Below are 17,027 nucleotides of genomic sequence, written 5' to 3'. Positions count from 1 at the left end.
CAACGTTCCAAAGTAGTCCGTTGCAGCTGCGTCAAGCTTAAAATCCCGGCATTCTGCGTTAACGTGAACCAACACGCAAACCTTGACGCCAACCGACCGTCGGTTTGTCATGCAATTGCCCCACAACCTGTCCAACGCCTTTTTCAGGAGCCCCCCAATGGCCTACTGGCTGATGAAATCCGAGCCCGACGAATTCTCCATCACCGGCCTGGAACACCTCGGCGAAGCGCGATGGGACGGGGTTCGCAACTATCAGGCGCGCAACTTTCTGCGTGCGATGGCGGTGGGCGATGAGTTTTTCTTCTACCACTCCAGCTGCCCCGAGCCTGGCATTGCCGGCATCGGCAAAATCGTCGTGGCGGCGTATCCCGACCCCACCGCGCTGGAACCTTCCAGCCACTATTTCGACGCCAAGGCCAGCCCGGACAAAAACCCGTGGAGCGCGATCGACGTGGCCCACGTCCAGACGTTTCCCAAGGTGCTCGGCCTGGGCTATCTGAAGCAGCAAACCGCCCTGGCCGAACTGCCCCTGGTGCAAAAAGGTAGCCGTCTGTCAGTGATGCCGGTGACCGCCGAGCAATGGTCGGCGGTCCTCGCGCTGGGCTGAACCGCAGAACCTTGCAGTCACGCGCCCGACGCATGCATCTGCAGCGCAACCGGGTTAGGCTTGCGCTTCATTTGACCCGTATCAAGCGCCCTCGGGCCGAACCCGTCAGACTAGGACGCTAACACCGCAGGAAGCATCTATGTCCACGAACCACCGCACCTCCCAGCTGTTTGCCACCCTCCTGATTGTGTTGCTGCTCGCCGCTGGCGGTTTCGGTTACTGGAAATCCACCCAGGACCGCCTGCCCGAAGGCTTGAGCATGGGCAACGGCCGCCTGGAATCCACCGAAGTGCAGATCGCCGCCAAGATCCCCGGGCGTCTGGAAGAAGTGCGGGTGGATGAAGGCGACAAGGTACTCAAGGGCCAACTGCTCGCGCGCATGGACACCCGCACTCTGGAAGCCCAGCGCGCCCAGGCCGAAGCCGAAGTGCTGCGGGCCAGGGAAAACCTTGCCGCCGCCGAGGCCAATGTGCAATTGCGTCAGAGCGAACAACTGCTTGCCCACCAGGAACTCCAGCGGACCCAGGAGCTGTACAAACGCGGCTTCGCCAGTGGCCAACTGATCGACCAACAGCAGGCGCGCCAGAACACCGGGAATGCGGCCGTGGTCGCCGCCCAGGCCCAGGTCAATTCGGCCAAGGCCGCCATCGGCGCCGCCCAGGCCCAGGTGGCGCAGCTCACCAGCGAAATCGACGACAGCAGCCTGCGCGCGCCCATCGACGGCATTATCCAGCTGCGCCTGGCCGAGCCGGGCGAAGTGCTCGGCGCGGGCGGGCGCGTATTGCTGCTGATCGACCCCGAGGATCAGTACATGAACCTCTACCTGCCCGCTTCGGTGACCGGCGCCCTGACCGTCGGCAGCGATGCGCGCATCCTCCTCGACGCGCTCCCCGGCCAATCGCTGCCGGCCAAAATCAGCTTCGTCGCGGCTAAATCGCAGTTCACCCCCAAAGAGGTGGAGACCCGCGATGAACGCCAGAAACTGGTATTCCGCGTCAAACTGCGCCTGACCCAACCCAGCGCCGTGCCGCAGGCCAAACCGGGCATGCCCGGCGCCGGCTACGTTCGCACGGCTGACATCCCATGGCCGGCCAACCTGCAATGACCGATCTGGCGCTGCACGCCACCGGCATCCAGCACCGCTACGGCAAGCAACAGGCGCTGGTCGATATCGCCTTCAGCCTGCCCACCGGCACGCGCTGCGGGCTGATCGGCCCGGATGGCGCCGGCAAGTCGAGCCTGCTGGGTTTGATCGCCGGGGTTAAAAAACTCCAGGACGGCCAACTGGAGGTGCTCGGCGGCTCCATCGCCAACCGCCGCCACCGCAACAGCCTGTACCCGCGCATCGCCTTCATGCCTCAAGGCCTGGGCGGCAACCTGTACCCCGAACTGTCCATCCGCGAAAACATCCGCTTCTTTGCGACGCTGTTCGGCCTGTCCAAAGCCGATTGCAACCAGCGCATGCACAACCTGCTGCTGGCCACCGACCTCGAGCGCTTCGCCGAACGGCCGGCCGGCAAACTCTCCGGCGGGATGAAGCAGAAACTCGGCCTGTGCTGCGCGCTGATCCACGACCCGGACCTGTTGATCCTCGACGAACCCACCACCGGGGTCGACCCGCTGTCCCGTCGGCGCTTCTGGGAGCTGGTCGAAACCGTGCGCAGCGAGCGCCCGCAACTGACGCTGCTGGTGGCCACGGCCTACATGGAAGAGGCCGAGCAGTTTGAACATTGCCTGATGCTCGACCGCGGCAAACTGATCGCCGACGGTTTGAGCAGTGAGCTGGCGGCAGTGACCCCCAGCGGCAAACTGGACGAAGCCTTCACCCACTTCCAGGGCGACAACGCCCATGACAACCAGCCGCTGGTCATCCCGCCGCGCACAGGCAACAACGCTGATATCGCCATCGAAGCCCACGACCTGACCCTGCGCTTTGGCGACTTCACCGCCGTCGATAAAGTCAGCTTCGCCATCGGCCGGGGCGAGATCTTCGGTTTTCTCGGCTCCAACGGCTGCGGCAAGACCACCACCATGAAAGTCCTCACCGGCCTGATGCCGGCCACCGAGGGCAGTGCCACGTTGCTGGGCAACCCGGTGAACGCCAAGGACCTGGCCACCCGCAAGCGTGTGGGTTTCATGTCGCAGAGCTTTTCGCTGTATGGCGAACTCAGCGTGCTTCAGAACCTGGTGCTGCACGCGCAGTTGTTCGATTTGCCCAAGGTCGACAGCGGCAAGCGGATCGACGAGTTGATCCAGCGTTTCGACCTCAGCGAGGTGGCCGAGCAGCCGTCGGGCGAACTGCCCCTCGGCTTGCGTCAGCGCTTGTCGTTGGCCGTAGCGGTGCTGCATCGTCCTGAAGTGCTGATCCTCGATGAACCGACCTCGGGCGTCGACCCGGCGGCGCGGGATGACTTCTGGCGGCTGCTGATCGAACTGTCGCGCGAACAAGGGGTGACGATCTTTCTGTCCACCCACTTCATGAACGAAGCCCAGCGTTGCGACCGCATCTCCCTGATGCACGCCGGCAAGGTGCTCGCCTGCGACACGCCCGACGCGCTGCAGCAGCAATTCCACGGCGACACCCTCGAAGCCGCGTTCGTCACGTGCCTGGAGCAAGCCCAGGGCGAGGCCGAACCTAACGCGCCCACCGCCACCGTCAGCGAAACCAGCGCGCCGCCGGTGAGCAAGCGCGGCTTCAGCCTGTCGCGCCTGCTGGCCGTGGCCAGCCGTGAAGGCAAGGAACTGCTGCGCGACAAGGTGCGTATGGCCTTCGCCCTGCTCGGGGCGATGTTCATGATGGTGATCTTCGGCTACGGCATTTCCCTGGACGTGGAAAACCTCGCCTTCGCCGTCTACGACCAGGACCAGACCCCGCAAAGCCGCGCCTACCTGGAGGCGTTTCGCGGCTCACGCTATTTCGCCGAACAAACGCCGATCCAGGATGCCAACGAACTGCACCGGCGCCTGCAACGTTCGGAAATCAAACTGGCCCTGGAAATCCCGCCCGGTTTTGGTCGTGACCTCTACGCCGGCCGCCAACCCAGCGTGGCGGCCTGGCTCGACGGCGGCATGCCGTTTCGCGCGGAAACCAGCCGGAACTATGTAGAAGCGGTCCACCAGGCCAACCTGCAGCAACTGGCCGAGCTGAGCAGCCAGCCGCAGAACAGCCAAGGCGCGGCCAAGCTCGAAACCCGCTTTCGCTACAACCAGGATGTGGTCAGTGTGAACGCCATCGGCCCAGGCGTGATGGCACTGATCCTCGCCTTCATCCCGGCGATGCTCACCGCCCTGGGCATCGTGCGCGAAAAGGAGCTGGGTTCGATCACCAACTTCTACGCCACGCCCCTGACCCGCCTGGAATTCCTGCTGGGCAAACAGACGCCGTACCTGGCCGTGAGCCTGATCAACCTGGCGGTGCTGGTCGCGATGAACCGCTGGCTGTTCGGCGTGCCGTTCAAGGGCAGCGGCCTGACCCTGGCGTTCGGCGGCCTGCTGTACGTGCTCGCCACCACCAGCATGGGCCTGCTGATTTCCGCGTTCACCCGCACCCAGATCGCCGCGATCCTCGGCACCATGATCATCACCAGCCTGCCGACCATCCAGTTCTCCGGGCTGATCGTGCCGCGTTCGTCCCTGGAAGGCGCGGCGGCGGTGATGGGCACGCTGTTTCCGGCGGGGCACTTTCTCGATATTGCGGTGGGCACGTTCACCAAGGCCCTCGACCTGCGGCAACTGTGGCCGCAGTGCCTGGCGCTGTTCGGGTTTTTCCTCGGGTTTACCGGGCTTAGCCTGATCATGCTGAAGAAGCAGGAGGCTTGATGCATAAGTTCGCGCACATCCTGCGCCTGGGGATCAAGGAACTGACCAGCCTGCGCCACGACAGCGTGCTGCTGCTGTTTCTGTTCTACGCCTTCACGGTCGCGATCTACATGCCCGCGGCCGGCTCGGTGATTGGCGTACACAACGCCAGCGTAGCGTTTGTCGACGAGGACCACAGCGCGATCTCGCGGCAGATGGCCGAGGCGTTGCAGCCGCCCGAGTTCCAGTCACCCGTGCCGCTGGCGTATGACCAGTTGGATAAGGTCATGGACAGCGGCCAGTACACGTTCGTGATCAACGTACCGGCGAATTTCCAGGCCGACCTGTTGGCCGGTCGCGAGCCCGATGTGCAGGTGAACGTCGATGCCACGGCGATGAGCCAGGCGTTCATGGGCGCCGGCTACATCGGGCGGATTTTCCAACGCGAGCTGCTGACCTACAGCGGCCAGGCCGACTCCGCCAGCAAAGCGCCGGCGCTGCTGACAACGCGGGCGCTGTTCAATACCAACCTGGAGGGCGGCTGGTTCCTCGCAGTCATCCAGATCGTCAACAACATCACCATCCTCGCCATCGTGCTCACCGGCACCGCGCTGCTGCGCGAGCGCGAACATGGCACCCTCGACCATTTGCTGGTGCTGCCGCTGACGGCGCTGGAAATCATGCTGGCGAAAATCTGGAGCAACCTGCTGGTGGTGGTGCTGTGTACCTGGGTGTCACTGGAAGTGGTGGTCAAGGGCATGCTCGGCGTGCCGCTGGCCGGGTCGCTGAGCCTGTTTCTGTTCGTGACCGCGCTGTACCTGTTTGCCAGCACCGCCCTGGGGATCTTCCTCGCCACCCTCGCCCGCTCGACGCCGCAGTTCGGCTTGCTGGCAATCCCAGTGATCATCCCGATGCTGTTGCTCTCCGGCGGCAGCACGCCGCTGGACAGCATGCCCGAATGGTTGCAGTGGGTGATGCAGGCCTCGCCGTCGACGCACTTTGTGAGCCTGAGCGCGGCGATCCTGTTCCGCGATGCGGGCATGAGCGTGGTGTGGCCGGACATGCTGGCGCTGGCGGGGATTGGCTTGCTGTTCTTTTTGGTGGCGCTGGCGCGGTTCCGCAAGAGCCTGGCGTCTTGAGGTGCCTGCCCGGCCGCTATCGCAGGCAAGCCTGCTCTCACAGGTGGAACGCATTCCCTTGTGGGAGCGGGCTTGCTTGCGATCGTCGCGCCGCGACTATTGGATGATCAGGTTGTTGAACAACAGGTCTTCCACCACCGGCTTGCCGGTTTCGTCGTTCATCACTTGCTGGGTCTGCTTCAGGGCTTCCTGGCGCAGTTTTTCCTTGCCCTCAACCGTGCTCATGGTCTCGTTGGTTTGCTGGGTGAACAGCGCCACCAGTTGATTACGAATCAACGCATCGTTGGCTTTGATGGCGGCGGCCGCTTCGGTGCCGGTCACGCGCAGAGCGATATCGGCCTTGTACACCTTGAGCTTGGACGTACCGTCCAAGCCATAGTTGCCCACGAACGGCGGGGCCAGGCTGATATAGCTGACCTTCGGCGCCTCGCCTTCTTTCGCCTCTTGCGCCTGGGCCGCCATTGGCAAGGTCAGGGCCAGCATCAACAGAATCCACGCTTTCACAGTTCATTCCTCACATTCGGTAGCCCAGTAGCATAACGCTAGCAAGGCAGAGCACAAGCTTATGGCGACTTATCAGGCCCGGGCATGCTCGTTGACCCACGGGCATACCCTCCTACACTTATCGGCCACGACGCCAAAAGGAATAGTCCGATGAAAGCTGTGCTGTGCAAAGCCTTCGGCCCCGCCGAAACCCTGGTGCTGGAAGACATCGCCAGCCCGGCGATCAAGAAGAACGAAATCCTGTTGGACGTGCATGCCGCCGGGGTCAACTTCCCGGACACGCTGATCATCGAGGGCAAGTACCAGTTCAAGCCGCCGTTCCCGTTCTCGCCGGGTGGCGAAGCAGCGGGCGTGGTCAGTGAAGTGGGGGAAAAGGTCAGCCACCTGAAGGTAGGAGACCGCGTGATGGCGCTGACCGGCTGGGGCAGTTTTGCCGAACAGGTCGCGGTGCCCGGCTATAACGTGCTGCCGATCCCGCCCAGCATGGGCTTCAACACCGCCGCCGCGTTCAGCATGACCTACGGCACCTCGATGCATGCGCTGAAACAACGGGCCAACCTGCAGCCCGGCGAAACCTTGCTGGTCCTCGGCGCCTCCGGCGGCGTGGGCCTGGCTGCCGTGGAAATCGGCAAGGCCATGGGCGCCCGGGTCATCGCCGCCGCCAGCAGCGCCGACAAACTGGCGGTGGCCAAGGCCGCCGGCGCCGATGAGCTGATCAACTACAGCGAAGCCAGCCTGAAAGATGAGGTCAAGCGCCTGACCGACGGGAACGGCGCCGACGTGATCTACGACCCGGTGGGCGGCGACTTGTTTGACCAGGCCATCCGCGCCATCGCCTGGAACGGCCGCCTGTTGGTGGTGGGTTTTGCCAGCGGGCGCATTCCGGAGCTGCCGGTGAACCTGGCGCTGCTCAAGGGCGCGGCCGTGGTCGGAGTGTTCTGGGGCGCGTTCGCCCAGCGCCAGCCGCAGGACAATGCGGCGAACTTCCAGCAGCTGTTTGGTTGGTATGCCGAGGGCAAGTTGAAACCGCTGGTGTCGCAGGTGTATCCGCTGGAACAGGCGGCCCAGGCGATCAATGACCTGGGGCAGCGCAAGGCGGTGGGTAAGGTGGTCGTGCAAACCCGCCTGCCGAGGTGAAATGCGCTTGAATGTGGGAGGGCCGGTGTCCTCGACCATCACCTGTCTATTCGCGACATGTTCGTAAGAGAACATGCATTTGCTCATATTTCCTGCGTTTGGCGCGTTAATCGCCTGAGCAATCCTTGGCACAACGCTTGAGCCGCGCCTCCAGGTTTTTGTCTGGCATGGCGTGGCTGCGCAGGGCGTTGACGGTCTGCTCGACATAATCGCGCGTCGTGCCGTAACGCCCGCAAGCGCTTTGCAGCACATGGCTGAGCACGATGTCGGGCAGATTGCCAGCGTAGCTCGGCAGGTGCCGCTCCAATACAAACCCCAATGCCTGCACCCGACTGCCATCTTCCAGACGGCAGCTGAGCCAGTGCGGCCGATAGGAGGGGTAAGGCATTTCGCGCTGCCACAAGGCGTACAGCGAGGCTTCTAACTGATCTTCCGGCAGACGGTAGGCAAACCCGCTGCACGAGCCGCCACGATCCAGGCCGAACACCAACCCGGGCAACTCCGGCGTACCCCGATGCTCGTGGGACCACAGGTACAAACCACGGTGATAGCCATGGACTCGCGCCCGAACCCGCTCGGTCGATGAACATTCCGGCCGCCAGATCAGCGAACCGTAAGCGAATAGCCAGACCGGCCCGCCCTTATGCCGGGCCATGGTGGCCTGCATCGAGTTCATCAACTGTTCGTGCGTGAGTTGCGGTCCCAGATCGAGCCGCGGAGGGTAAGCCAATTGCAAAAGATCGGATTCGATGGCGGTCATGGCGAAAAGTGGCTCGCCTCCTATGTGTTACCAATTGTTAGCAACTCTACCGTAATAAAACGCGCTGCTGTGACCATACGGCAAAAAAGTACAATAGGCTGAACGACCACCGCTATCTCCAGAAGCAATCCCAGTATTTTCAGCTCCGGTTCAGCCCGGCAAAGCGCTTGACCGTCAAAATAGCGCAGCTGGCACGACTCAGTCGGTCACCCTTCACACCGGTTACTCGAGGTCGCACCTATGAAAAAATTACGATTGCCGGGCCTGCTGCTCCTGGCCCAGGCCACCACCGCTCTCGCTGTCGAAACCCCGCCCGTCGACGATGACAAGGGCTTCTGGTATGCGCAGACCAGCGTCTACACCCGGCACTTCTCCCCCGACCCGGACCACAACAACAACCAGGATTTGCTTGGCCTGGAGCGCAATGAAGCGTCAGGTTTGGTGTATGGGGCGGCGACGTTCCGCAACTCGTTCAGCCAACGCTCGTACTACGTCTACGCGGGCAAACGCTATGACATGACCGACTATCCGGTGTATCTGAAACTGACCGGCGGGGCGATCCAGGGCTATCGCGGCAAGTACCGCGACAAAATCCCGTTGAACCGTTTCGGCGTGGCGCCGGTGATCATACCGTCCGTGGGCACCCATTACGGGCCGGTGGCGGCGGAGTTGGTGCTGCTGGGGTTCAATGCGGCGATGATCACGACCGGCGTGCGTTTCTGACAGCGACGCCAGCTCCTCCACCAGAGCCGGCGCAGGTTTCAGGGCCGCGGGGCGTAGGCGAATACGTCGGCGCGCATCTGGTGTGCATCCATGCCCGCAGCCACCAGCGCATCCAATGTGCCGTAGATCATCGCCGGTGAACCGCTGGCGTAGACATGCACGCCTTTGAGGTCGTGGATGTCTTCGCACACCGCTTCATGCAACAGCCCACAGCGTCCTTCCCAACCGCACAGGTCACTGACCACTTTGTGCAGGAACAGGTTGGGCAGTTGCAGCCATTGATCCCAATGCTCGATCTCGTAGAAATCTTCCGGACGCCGCACGCCCCAATACAAATGCACCGGGTGTTTGAAGCCGGTGGCGCGGCAGTGCTCGATCAGGCTGTGCATCTGCGCCATGCCGGTACCCGCAGCGATCAGCACCAACGGCCCATCGGGCAACTCGGCCAGGTGGGTATCGCCAAACGGCAGCTCGATGCGGGCCATCCGGTTGCGCTGCAATTGCTCGATCAGATTGCGCGCGCTGTCCTCGCGGGCCAGCACGTGCAGTTCCAGTTCGCGTCCGGCGTGGGGCGCCGAAGCCAGGGAAAACGCCGACTTCTCGCCGTTATCCCGTTCAATCATCAGGTATTGCCCGGCGTGGTAACGCACGGCCTTGCCGGCCGGGGCGAGCAAGCGCACGCGCCATACATCGCCACCGACTTGCACGCATTCACTCACTTGGCACGACAACTTGCGCAACGGCAACTCTCCCGGCGCCAGCACGCCATCCCACAACACCACACAATCCTCCAGCGGCTCGGCGATGCAGGTGTAGAACTCCCCGTGGTCGCGTATTTCACCGGACTGCCGCACCCGGCCGTCCACCAACAGCGCCGCGCACACGTGGCACACGCCATTGCGACAGGCTTGCGGGCATTCGTAGCCCAGGCGGCGCGCACCTTCGAGGATTCGCTCACCGGGGACCAGCTCCAATACGGCGCCGGAAGGTTGCAGGGTCACACGCATCAATCTATTCCCAACTCTTTCCAGATCGCATCGACACGCGCCGTCACGGCTTCGTCCTTGACGATCACCCTGCCCCACTCGCGGGTGGTCTCACCCGGCCATTTGTGCGTGGCATCCAGGCCCATCTTCGAGCCCAGGCCCGAGACCGGCGAGGCGAAGTCGAGGTAGTCGATCGGCGTGTTGTCGATCATCACCGTGTCGCGCTTGGGGTCCATGCGCGTGGTGATGGCCCAGATCACGTCGTTCCAGTCGCGGGCGTTGATGTCGTCGTCGGTGACGATAACGAACTTGGTGTACATGAACTGTCGCAAAAACGACCACACGCCGAGCATGACCCGCTTGGCATGGCCTGGGTACGACTTCTTCATGGTCACGATGGCCATGCGGTACGAACAGCCTTCCGGCGGCAGGTAGAAGTCGGTGATTTCCGGGAACTGCTTCTGCAGGATCGGCACGAACACTTCGTTCAGCGCCACACCGAGAATCGCCGGCTCATCCGGCGGACGGCCGGTGTAGGTGCTGTGGTAGATCGGCTTGATCCGATGAGTGATGCGCTCGACGGTGAACACCGGGAAGCTGTCGACTTCGTTGTAGTAGCCGGTGTGGTCGCCGTAGGGGCCTTCGTCGGCCATTTCGCCGGGGTGGATCACGCCTTCGAGGATGATTTCCGCGGTGGCCGGCACTTGCAGGTCGTTGCCACGGCACTTCACCAGCTCGGTGCGGTTGCCGCGCAGCAGGCCGGCGAAGGCGTATTCGGACAGGCTGTCCGGCACTGGGGTCACGGCGCCGAGGATAGTGGCCGGGTCGGCGCCCAGGGCCACGGAGACCGGGAACGGCTTGCCGGGGTGCTTTTCGCACCATTCACGGAAGTCCAGCGCGCCGCCACGGTGGCTCAGCCAACGCATGATCACCTTGTTGCGGCCGATCACTTGCTGACGGTAGATGCCGAGGTTCTGGCGATCCTTGTTCGGGCCCTTGGTGACGGTCAGGCCCCAGGTGATCAGCGGGCCGACATCGCCGGGCCAGCAGGTCTGCACCGGCAGCATGCCCAGGTCGACGTCATCGCCTTCGATGACCACTTCCTGGCACACCGCGTCCTTGACCACCTTGGGCGCCATGGCAATGATCTTGCGGAAGATCGGCAGCTTCGACCAGGCGTCCTTCAAGCCCTTGGGTGGCTCGGGCTCCTTGAGGAACGCCAGCAACTTGCCGATCTCGCGTAATTCGCTGACCGACTCGGCGCCCATGCCAAAGGCCACGCGATCGGGGGTGCCGAACAGGTTGCCGAGCACCGGGATATCAAAACCGGTCGGGTTCTCGAATAGCAGCGCCGGGCCCTTGTTGCGCAGGGTACGGTCGCAAATCTCAGTCATTTCCAGCACCGGCGAAACCGGCACGTGGATGCGTTTCAACTCTCCGCGCTGCTCAAGTTGCTGCACGAAATCCCGAAGATCCTTGAATTTCATTAACCATGCCACCCGTAAAATAGGCGTACATCCTACCTGCTCTAAGGACGGCTGGCAGCTTAATTGGCCGTCAGCCCCCGTGATTGTAGCGAACGGAACAGCGGTTCCAGGAACGCCTGGACATGTCGCGCGCCGACGTCGGAGAGGTGGTTATCGTCGGTGTACAGCGCGCGGCCGTCGAGCTCGACCCGGCACAGGCCGTCGGCGCCACACAGCAGGGGCGCGGGGTCCAGCACGGTGACGCCACTGTCGGCGGCGGCCAGTTCGTCAAACAGCCGAGTGATAAAGGCCTGGCGCTTCTCGTGCTCCGCCACGGGGAGCCCTTCGCCGTCCACCGGCCGGTGCATCATGGCCAGGCGACTGAGGCGGTACGGCACGATGATTTCCTGCAACGGCACTTCCTTGACCAGCCACACGCGATGCCCGGCGGCGCGCAGCCCCTGGATGCGTTCACGCAAGCCCTGCTCGAAGCGCTGCTCGGCCACGGCACGCACGTACTTGCCGGTGCCCAGGTCTTTTAGCGCATGTTCCTTGTCACCCGACATCTGCCCATAGAGGTACAGGCTCCAGCGCGCCGCCAGCACGACATCGCTGAACGACTGTTCGGCCAGGGCCTTCTCGACGCGCTGGTTGAAATGCGCGCACGGGGTGATGTTCTCCAGACCGTCCAACGGCACACACCCGGCAAAACTGGCCTGGACCAGACTGATATCGTGCCGATTGGCCGCGTCCTCAAGCGCTGGAATCAACGCCGTGGCGTGGCTGTCGCCCCAGACCAACGCTGACACCGAGAGGCCTTGCGGACCGAAGTGGCAGAACGACCGCTTATCTGCAGTATTCTTGTCCGCCAGGCAGGCCGTCAGCTCCGGGCTCCACTTCTTCGCCTGGGCATAACGCAATGCCTGTTCGGACAGGCGCCACGGCACGCCATCGGCTTCCCGCAATGCCAGGCCAGTAAGGCCGAGACACAAAATGCCGGCCGCGGCGCCAGCCAGGATCGCCTTGCGTCCGGCCAGCAGACGTTTTTCCCGGAATGGCGCCTCCACGAAGCGCCAGGACAAATAACCCAGCACCAGGCTCAGCAGCATCAACCCGCCCAATTCCGCCGCGCTCAAGCCATCAACCGCTGCGTAGTTGGCGTACACGAACACCGGCCAATGCCACAGATACCAGGAATAGGAGATAAGCCCCAGCCCCACCATCAGCCGCGAACTCAGCAGCCGCCCGACCCAGGTGGCTTGCTGCCCATTGGCCCAAATCAACCCGACCACGCCCAGCACCGGCAGCAAAGCGGCCGCGCCAGGGAACGGTGTATGCCGGTCGAAACCGAATATGGCGGCCAGGATCAATGCCAGGGAAGCCAGGCTGACCGCTTGCGCCAGGGGCGGCGAGGCGCGCCACTCAACCTTCGGCATGACCGCCAGCATGGCGCCGGCCAGCAATTCCCAGGCACGCAGATGCAGCAGGTAGAAGGCTTTCTGCGGCTGATGGGAAACCGCCCAGACACTCATGCCAAACGACACCAGCAGCACCGCGAACAACGCCAGGCGCCAGTGTTTCAAGCGGCTTGAAAGCAGGGCCAGCAACAGCGGGAAGAAGATGTAGAACTGCTCCTCCACCGCCAGCGACCAGGTGTGCAACAAGGGTTTTATGTCGGAGGATGCATCGAAATAACCGTGCTGGCGTGCAAACAGCAGGTTGGAGGTAAAGGTCACCTGGTAGTGCGCCGACCGCCCCAGCTCTTCATAGTCCTTGGGCGCCAGCAAAAACCAGCCCACGGCCAGTGTCGCGGCCATCATCACGAACAACGCCGGCAAGATACGCCGGGCACGGCGCGCCCAGAAGCCCACGAAACTGAAACGCCCAGCCTGGCGTTCGCGCCAGATGATCGAGGTAATCAGGAAGCCGGAAATCACGAAGAACACATCGACACCGACAAAGCCGCCAGTGATCCCAGGAACGCCAAAGTGGAACAGCACGACAGCAAGGACAGCAATGGCACGCAGGCCGTCGATATCTCTTCGGTAAGCAAGAATGGTCATAAGAATTGTGGTCAATATGTTACGAATGGAGGCGAGAATAGGCGCATGTTTACTTTTTGTTACTTAACGGACACTTATGACATAAAATCCATTCAATTTCGACGCAAAAAAAATGGCGCCCCGAAGGACGCCATTTTTTTTGGACCTGAAACGTCGTATTACTTACGCTTCATCGACAGGAAGAACTCGTCGTTGGTCTTGGTGGTTTTCAGCTTGTCGATCAGGAACTCGATGGCCGCGACTTCATCCATCGGGTGCAGCAGCTTGCGCAGAATCCACATGCGCTGCAGTTCGTCGTCGGCTGTCAGCAGCTCTTCACGGCGGGTGCCGGAGCGGTTGATGTTGATCGCCGGGAACACACGCTTTTCAGCGATACGACGGTCCAGGGGCAGTTCCATGTTGCCGGTACCCTTGAACTCTTCGTAGATCACTTCATCCATCTTCGAGCCGGTTTCAACCAGCGCGGTGGCGATGATGGTCAGCGAGCCGCCTTCTTCGATATTCCGCGCGGCGCCGAAGAAACGTTTCGGTTTCTCCAGGGCGTGGGCATCGACACCACCGGTCAATACCTTGCCGGAGCTCGGGATCACGGTGTTGTAGGCACGGGCCAGACGGGTGATGGAGTCGAGCAGGATCACCACGTCTTTCTTGTGTTCGACCAGGCGCTTGGCCTTCTCGATCACCATTTCGGCAACCTGCACGTGGCGGGTTGGCGGCTCATCGAACGTCGAGGCAACCACTTCGCCGCGCACGGTGCGCTGCATTTCGGTCACTTCTTCCGGACGTTCATCGATCAGCAGCACGATCAGGTGAACTTCAGGGTTGTTACGCGCGATGTTCGCTGCAATGTTCTGCAGCATGATGGTCTTACCGGCTTTCGGCGGTGCGACGATCAGGCCGCGCTGGCCCTTGCCGATCGGGGCGCACAGGTCGATCACACGACCGGTCAAGTCTTCGGTGGAACCGTTGCCGGCTTCCATCTTCATTCGCACGGTCGGGAACAGCGGGGTCAGGTTCTCGAAGAGAATCTTGTTTTTCGCGTTCTCTGGACGATCGAAGTTGATCGTGTCGACCTTGAGCAGGGCGAAATAACGCTCGCCTTCCTTCGGAGGACGGATCTTGCCAACGATGGTGTCACCAGTGCGCAAGTTGAAGCGGCGGATCTGGCTCGGCGAGACGTAGATATCGTCTGGACCGGCGAGATAGGAAGCGTCTGCAGAGCGGAGGAAGCCGAAGCCGTCCTGGAGAATCTCCAGCACGCCATCACCGGAGATTTCCTCGCCGCTTTTCGCGTGCTTTTTGAGCAAGGAGAAAATCACGTCCTGCTTGCGCGAACGGGCCATATTTTCTATGCCCATCTGTTCGGCCAATTCGAGCAGTTCGGTAATCGGCTTTTGCTTGAGTTCAGTCAGATTCATATAGGAATGACGTAATCATTTATGGAGGGGGGAAATTAAGCTTTTGGCTTAATGAGGCCGCGCCGCAGAGAAGGCGACAGGATCGCGTACTAATCGAAAAGGAATGCGTCGGCGACGGCTTGCAGGGGGCAGTGGAGAAACCAGTGCGGGGCCGAATGTACCACCTGAGTTTCGGAGCGTCTAGCCCTGTTTCACGAAAAAGCCCCGCAATTTGCGGGGCCTTTTTGACGGCGCTTAGATGTTCACGTCGATGAATGCAGCCAGTTGGGACTTCGACAGCGCGCCCACTTTGGTCGCTGCGACTTCGCCGTCCTTGAACAGCATCAGGGTCGGAATACCACGCACGCCATGCTTGGCCGGGGTTTCCTGGTTTTCGTCGATGTTCAGCTTGGCAATGGTCAATTTGCCGTTGTACTCGGTTGCAATGTCGTCCAGAACCGGAGCGATCATTTTGCAAGGGCCACACCATTCAGCCCAGTAGTCAACCAGCACCGGGCCAGCAGCCTTGAGTACTTCGGCCTCAAAGGTCGCGTCGGTGACGTGCTTGATAAGATCGTTGCTCATGGATGTCTCCGGATTGTAAGCAAAAAAAACGTGACCCATCATAGCTGCCCTTCCCTCGTTCAGGAAGCCGCCTCTGATTGACTCTTGCTATGGTGGCGCATGAGTTTGGGTATCGCCTCGCTCACGGCGCTACGGGAGTCACGAAAGCAATCCCGGTGCGCAACGCCGCATTACGTACATGTTCCTGCATGGTTTTCTGCGCCGCCGCGCTCGCGCGCCGGGCCAGGGCGCGCAAGACTCTGCGGTGCTCCTGCCAGGTTTCCATGGCCCGCTCCGGCCGGATGAACGGTAGCTTCTGACTCTCCAGGAACACCTCGGCGCTGGCACTCAGGATGCTGACCATCGCCTGATTGCCGCTGGCGAGGAGGATGCGCTGGTGGAATTCGAAGTCCAGCCGCGCGGCCGCTTCGAAGTCGCCGGCCTTGAGCACCTTGCGCATGGCTTCGACATTCTCTTCCAGGCTATCCAGTTCATCAATGGTCAGCGTGACGGCCGCCAACCCTGCCGCAAACCCTTCCAGGGCATAGCGCAACTGGAAGATATCCAGCGGCGTCGCCTGGGCCGCGAAGGGCCACGCAAACCCCGGTGGCTCCTGTGCCTCTTGCACGAACACGCCTTTGCCCGGCTGCACGCTGACCACCCCCAAGGCACTCAGGGACGACAACGCTTCGCGCAATGACGCCCGGCTCACGCCCAACTGCAGCGCCAGGTCGCGCTGGGACGGCAGTGCGTCGCCCGGCCCGAAGCCTTGCTCCTTGATCAGTTTGCGGATGGCCTGCAAGGCCGCTTCCGGTACCGCTTGGGCGATGGAATTCATAAAAAACTCAAGGTTCCAGACAACTGAGCGGCTAGTTGTAAAGCTATTCGTGCCCGGCGGCAAGCCACGCCCCAAAGGGGCTCGCGCGCTTTGGGCGGCGCTCGAAAAAGGTGCGAAAGCCGCGCTCACTGTTCAGACCAGTAAGACCACCGAAGTTCAACAAATCCCGGCCTTGCAGACGAACCGAGCCGGGATGGCATGGGCTGTGCACTGGGCAAAAACAGAATGCCCCTTCGCCCTTCTCGGAGAGTTCCCATGACCAAGCGCTACAGCGCCCTGCTCACCGCCCTGTTTGCCAGCCTGATGCTGAGCCAGGCACCCGCCCAGGCCAACGGTCTGGACGATATCGTTGCCCGCGGCACCTTGAAGGTCGCCGTGCCCCAGGACTTCCCGCCGTTCGGCTCGGTCGGCCCCGACATGAAACCACGCGGCCTGGACATCGACACCGCCAAGCTGCTGGCCGACCAGCTCAAGGTCAAACTGGAGCTGACCCCGGTCAACAGCACCAACCGCATCCCGTTCCTCACGACCGGCAAGGTCGACCTGGTGATTTCCAGCCTGGGCAAGAACCCCGAGCGAGAAAAGGTCATCGACTTCTCCAAGGCCTACGCGCCGTTCTACCTGGCCGTGTTCGGCCCGCCTGACGCCACCATCAGCAGCACCGACGACCTCAAGGGCAAGACCATCAGCGTGACCCGTGGCGCCATCGAAGACATCGAGCTGACGGCCGTCGCGCCCAAGGAAGCCACGATCAAGCGCTTCGAAGACAACAATTCGACCATCGCCGCCTACCTGGCCGGCCAGGTCGACCTGATCGCCAGCGGCAACGTGGTGATGGTTGCGATCAGCGAGCGCAGCCCGAAACGCGTACCGGCGCTGAAAGTGAAGCTCAAGGATTCGCCGGTGTACGTGGGCGTGAACAAGAACGAGCCGGCGCTGCTGGAGAAGGTCAACCAGATCCTGGTGGCGGCCAAGGCTGACGGCAGCCTGGAAAAAAATGCGATGCAGTGGCTGAAAGAACCTCTGCCTGCTGATCTCTGAAGCC

General features: G+C 62.1%; 15 protein-coding genes. 7 read left to right on the top strand and 8 right to left on the bottom strand.

Features of this window, described 5'->3' with window-relative positions:
* The first annotated feature begins 157 nt into the window (after positions 1 to 157).
* From C5F70_RS25930 to C5F70_RS25915, 4 genes are all read left to right on the top strand, one after another.
* Entirely contained in the window at positions 158 to 607 is a 450-nt protein-coding gene (locus C5F70_RS25930) for an EVE domain-containing protein (protein ID WP_104904270.1), read from the top strand.
* Between the two features lie 139 nt (positions 608 to 746).
* Positions 747 to 1,712: an HlyD family secretion protein gene (locus C5F70_RS25925; protein ID WP_017845116.1), complete on the top strand. Its 966-nt coding sequence runs from the start codon at positions 747 to 749 to the stop codon at positions 1,710 to 1,712.
* Positions 1,709 to 4,426 (top strand): ribosome-associated ATPase/putative transporter RbbA, encoded by a 2,718-nt coding sequence (gene rbbA, locus C5F70_RS25920; protein ID WP_104904596.1) that lies wholly within the window; start codon positions 1,709 to 1,711, stop codon positions 4,424 to 4,426. Before C5F70_RS25925 ends, rbbA begins: the two co-directional genes overlap by 4 nt.
* The gene (locus C5F70_RS25915; RefSeq protein WP_046381693.1) at positions 4,426 to 5,544 is read left to right on the top strand and encodes an ABC transporter permease; all 1,119 of its coding nucleotides are present in this window, start codon (positions 4,426 to 4,428) and stop codon (positions 5,542 to 5,544) included. Before rbbA ends, C5F70_RS25915 begins: the two co-directional genes overlap by 1 nt.
* A 96-nt stretch (positions 5,545 to 5,640) precedes the next feature.
* Here the strand turns inward: C5F70_RS25915 and C5F70_RS25910 are convergent, their stop codons facing one another.
* Complete coding sequence (locus tag C5F70_RS25910) at positions 5,641 to 6,048, bottom strand: flagellar basal body-associated protein FliL (RefSeq protein WP_046488859.1); 408 nt, start codon at positions 6,046 to 6,048, stop codon at positions 5,641 to 5,643.
* Between the two features lie 150 nt (positions 6,049 to 6,198).
* Between C5F70_RS25910 and C5F70_RS25905 the strand changes: the two genes are divergently transcribed.
* Positions 6,199 to 7,185 carry an NADPH:quinone oxidoreductase family protein gene (locus C5F70_RS25905; protein ID WP_017845120.1) on the top strand — a complete coding sequence of 329 codons (987 nt, stop codon included), beginning with the start codon at positions 6,199 to 6,201 and terminating at the stop codon, positions 7,183 to 7,185.
* Positions 7,186 to 7,291: 106 nt separating this feature from the next.
* On the opposite strand, the gene C5F70_RS25900 is transcribed toward C5F70_RS25905, so the two are convergent.
* The gene (locus tag C5F70_RS25900) at positions 7,292 to 7,945 is read right to left on the bottom strand and encodes a gamma-glutamylcyclotransferase (protein ID WP_017845121.1); all 654 of its coding nucleotides are present in this window, start codon (positions 7,943 to 7,945) and stop codon (positions 7,292 to 7,294) included.
* 240 nt (positions 7,946 to 8,185) lie between these two features.
* On the opposite strand from C5F70_RS25900, the gene C5F70_RS25895 reads away from it, so the two are divergent.
* Entirely contained in the window at positions 8,186 to 8,668 is a 483-nt protein-coding gene (locus C5F70_RS25895) for a hypothetical protein (protein ID WP_017845122.1), read from the top strand.
* Positions 8,669 to 8,706: 38 nt separating this feature from the next.
* On the opposite strand, the gene C5F70_RS25890 is transcribed toward C5F70_RS25895, so the two are convergent.
* The 6 genes from C5F70_RS25890 to C5F70_RS25865 all read right to left on the bottom strand — a co-directional run bounded on the left by C5F70_RS25890 (position 8,707) and on the right by C5F70_RS25865 (position 15,982).
* Complete coding sequence (locus tag C5F70_RS25890; protein WP_017845123.1) at positions 8,707 to 9,675, bottom strand: CDP-6-deoxy-delta-3,4-glucoseen reductase; 969 nt, start codon at positions 9,673 to 9,675, stop codon at positions 8,707 to 8,709.
* Positions 9,675 to 11,141 carry a 4-hydroxy-3-polyprenylbenzoate decarboxylase gene (ubiD, locus tag C5F70_RS25885; RefSeq protein WP_046381692.1) on the bottom strand — a complete coding sequence of 489 codons (1,467 nt, stop codon included), beginning with the start codon at positions 11,139 to 11,141 and terminating at the stop codon, positions 9,675 to 9,677. Before ubiD ends, C5F70_RS25890 begins: the two co-directional genes overlap by 1 nt.
* 59 nt (positions 11,142 to 11,200) lie before the next feature.
* Positions 11,201 to 13,183 carry an acyltransferase family protein gene (locus tag C5F70_RS25880; RefSeq protein ID WP_104904269.1) on the bottom strand — a complete coding sequence of 661 codons (1,983 nt, stop codon included), beginning with the start codon at positions 13,181 to 13,183 and terminating at the stop codon, positions 11,201 to 11,203.
* Positions 13,184 to 13,341: 158 nt separating this feature from the next.
* On the bottom strand, positions 13,342 to 14,601 hold the full coding sequence (gene rho / locus C5F70_RS25875; RefSeq protein WP_017845130.1) for a transcription termination factor Rho: 1,260 nt from the start codon (positions 14,599 to 14,601) through the stop codon (positions 13,342 to 13,344).
* Between the two features lie 234 nt (positions 14,602 to 14,835).
* Positions 14,836 to 15,165, bottom strand: coding sequence for a thioredoxin TrxA (gene trxA, locus C5F70_RS25870; protein ID WP_017845131.1), 330 nt, complete (start codon positions 15,163 to 15,165; stop codon positions 14,836 to 14,838).
* 121 nt (positions 15,166 to 15,286) lie between these two features.
* Positions 15,287 to 15,982: a FadR/GntR family transcriptional regulator gene (locus C5F70_RS25865; protein WP_017845132.1), complete on the bottom strand. Its 696-nt coding sequence runs from the start codon at positions 15,980 to 15,982 to the stop codon at positions 15,287 to 15,289.
* A gap of 255 nt (positions 15,983 to 16,237) precedes the next feature.
* On the opposite strand from C5F70_RS25865, the gene C5F70_RS25855 reads away from it, so the two are divergent.
* Positions 16,238 to 17,023, top strand: coding sequence for a transporter substrate-binding domain-containing protein (locus C5F70_RS25855; RefSeq protein WP_104904267.1), 786 nt, complete (start codon positions 16,238 to 16,240; stop codon positions 17,021 to 17,023).
* Positions 17,024 to 17,027: the final 4 nt, after the last annotated feature.

This window comes from Pseudomonas sp. LH1G9 (genome assembly GCF_002949975.1).
GTDB lineage: Bacteria > Pseudomonadota > Gammaproteobacteria > Pseudomonadales > Pseudomonadaceae > Aquipseudomonas > Aquipseudomonas veronii.
This window is presented reverse-complemented; position numbering and strand designations above follow the sequence as displayed.

Coding starts and splice junctions, on each gene's coding strand:
- C5F70_RS25915 (WP_046381693.1), top strand. CDS start 4,426: ATGCATAAGTTCGCGCACATCCTGCGCCTGGGGATCAAGGAACTGACC.
- ubiD (WP_046381692.1), bottom strand. CDS start 11,141: ATGAAATTCAAGGATCTTCGGGATTTCGTGCAGCAACTTGAGCAGCGC.
- rho (WP_017845130.1), bottom strand. CDS start 14,601: ATGAATCTGACTGAACTCAAGCAAAAGCCGATTACCGAACTGCTCGAA.
- rbbA (WP_104904596.1), top strand. CDS start 1,709: ATGACCGATCTGGCGCTGCACGCCACCGGCATCCAGCACCGCTACGGC.
- C5F70_RS25925 (WP_017845116.1), top strand. CDS start 747: ATGTCCACGAACCACCGCACCTCCCAGCTGTTTGCCACCCTCCTGATT.
- C5F70_RS25855 (WP_104904267.1), top strand. CDS start 16,238: ATGACCAAGCGCTACAGCGCCCTGCTCACCGCCCTGTTTGCCAGCCTG.
- C5F70_RS25905 (WP_017845120.1), top strand. CDS start 6,199: ATGAAAGCTGTGCTGTGCAAAGCCTTCGGCCCCGCCGAAACCCTGGTG.
- trxA (WP_017845131.1), bottom strand. CDS start 15,165: ATGAGCAACGATCTTATCAAGCACGTCACCGACGCGACCTTTGAGGCC.
- C5F70_RS25930 (WP_104904270.1), top strand. CDS start 158: ATGGCCTACTGGCTGATGAAATCCGAGCCCGACGAATTCTCCATCACC.
- C5F70_RS25880 (WP_104904269.1), bottom strand. CDS start 13,183: ATGACCATTCTTGCTTACCGAAGAGATATCGACGGCCTGCGTGCCATT.
- C5F70_RS25865 (WP_017845132.1), bottom strand. CDS start 15,982: ATGAATTCCATCGCCCAAGCGGTACCGGAAGCGGCCTTGCAGGCCATC.
- C5F70_RS25895 (WP_017845122.1), top strand. CDS start 8,186: ATGAAAAAATTACGATTGCCGGGCCTGCTGCTCCTGGCCCAGGCCACC.
- C5F70_RS25890 (WP_017845123.1), bottom strand. CDS start 9,675: ATGCGTGTGACCCTGCAACCTTCCGGCGCCGTATTGGAGCTGGTCCCC.
- C5F70_RS25900 (WP_017845121.1), bottom strand. CDS start 7,945: ATGACCGCCATCGAATCCGATCTTTTGCAATTGGCTTACCCTCCGCGG.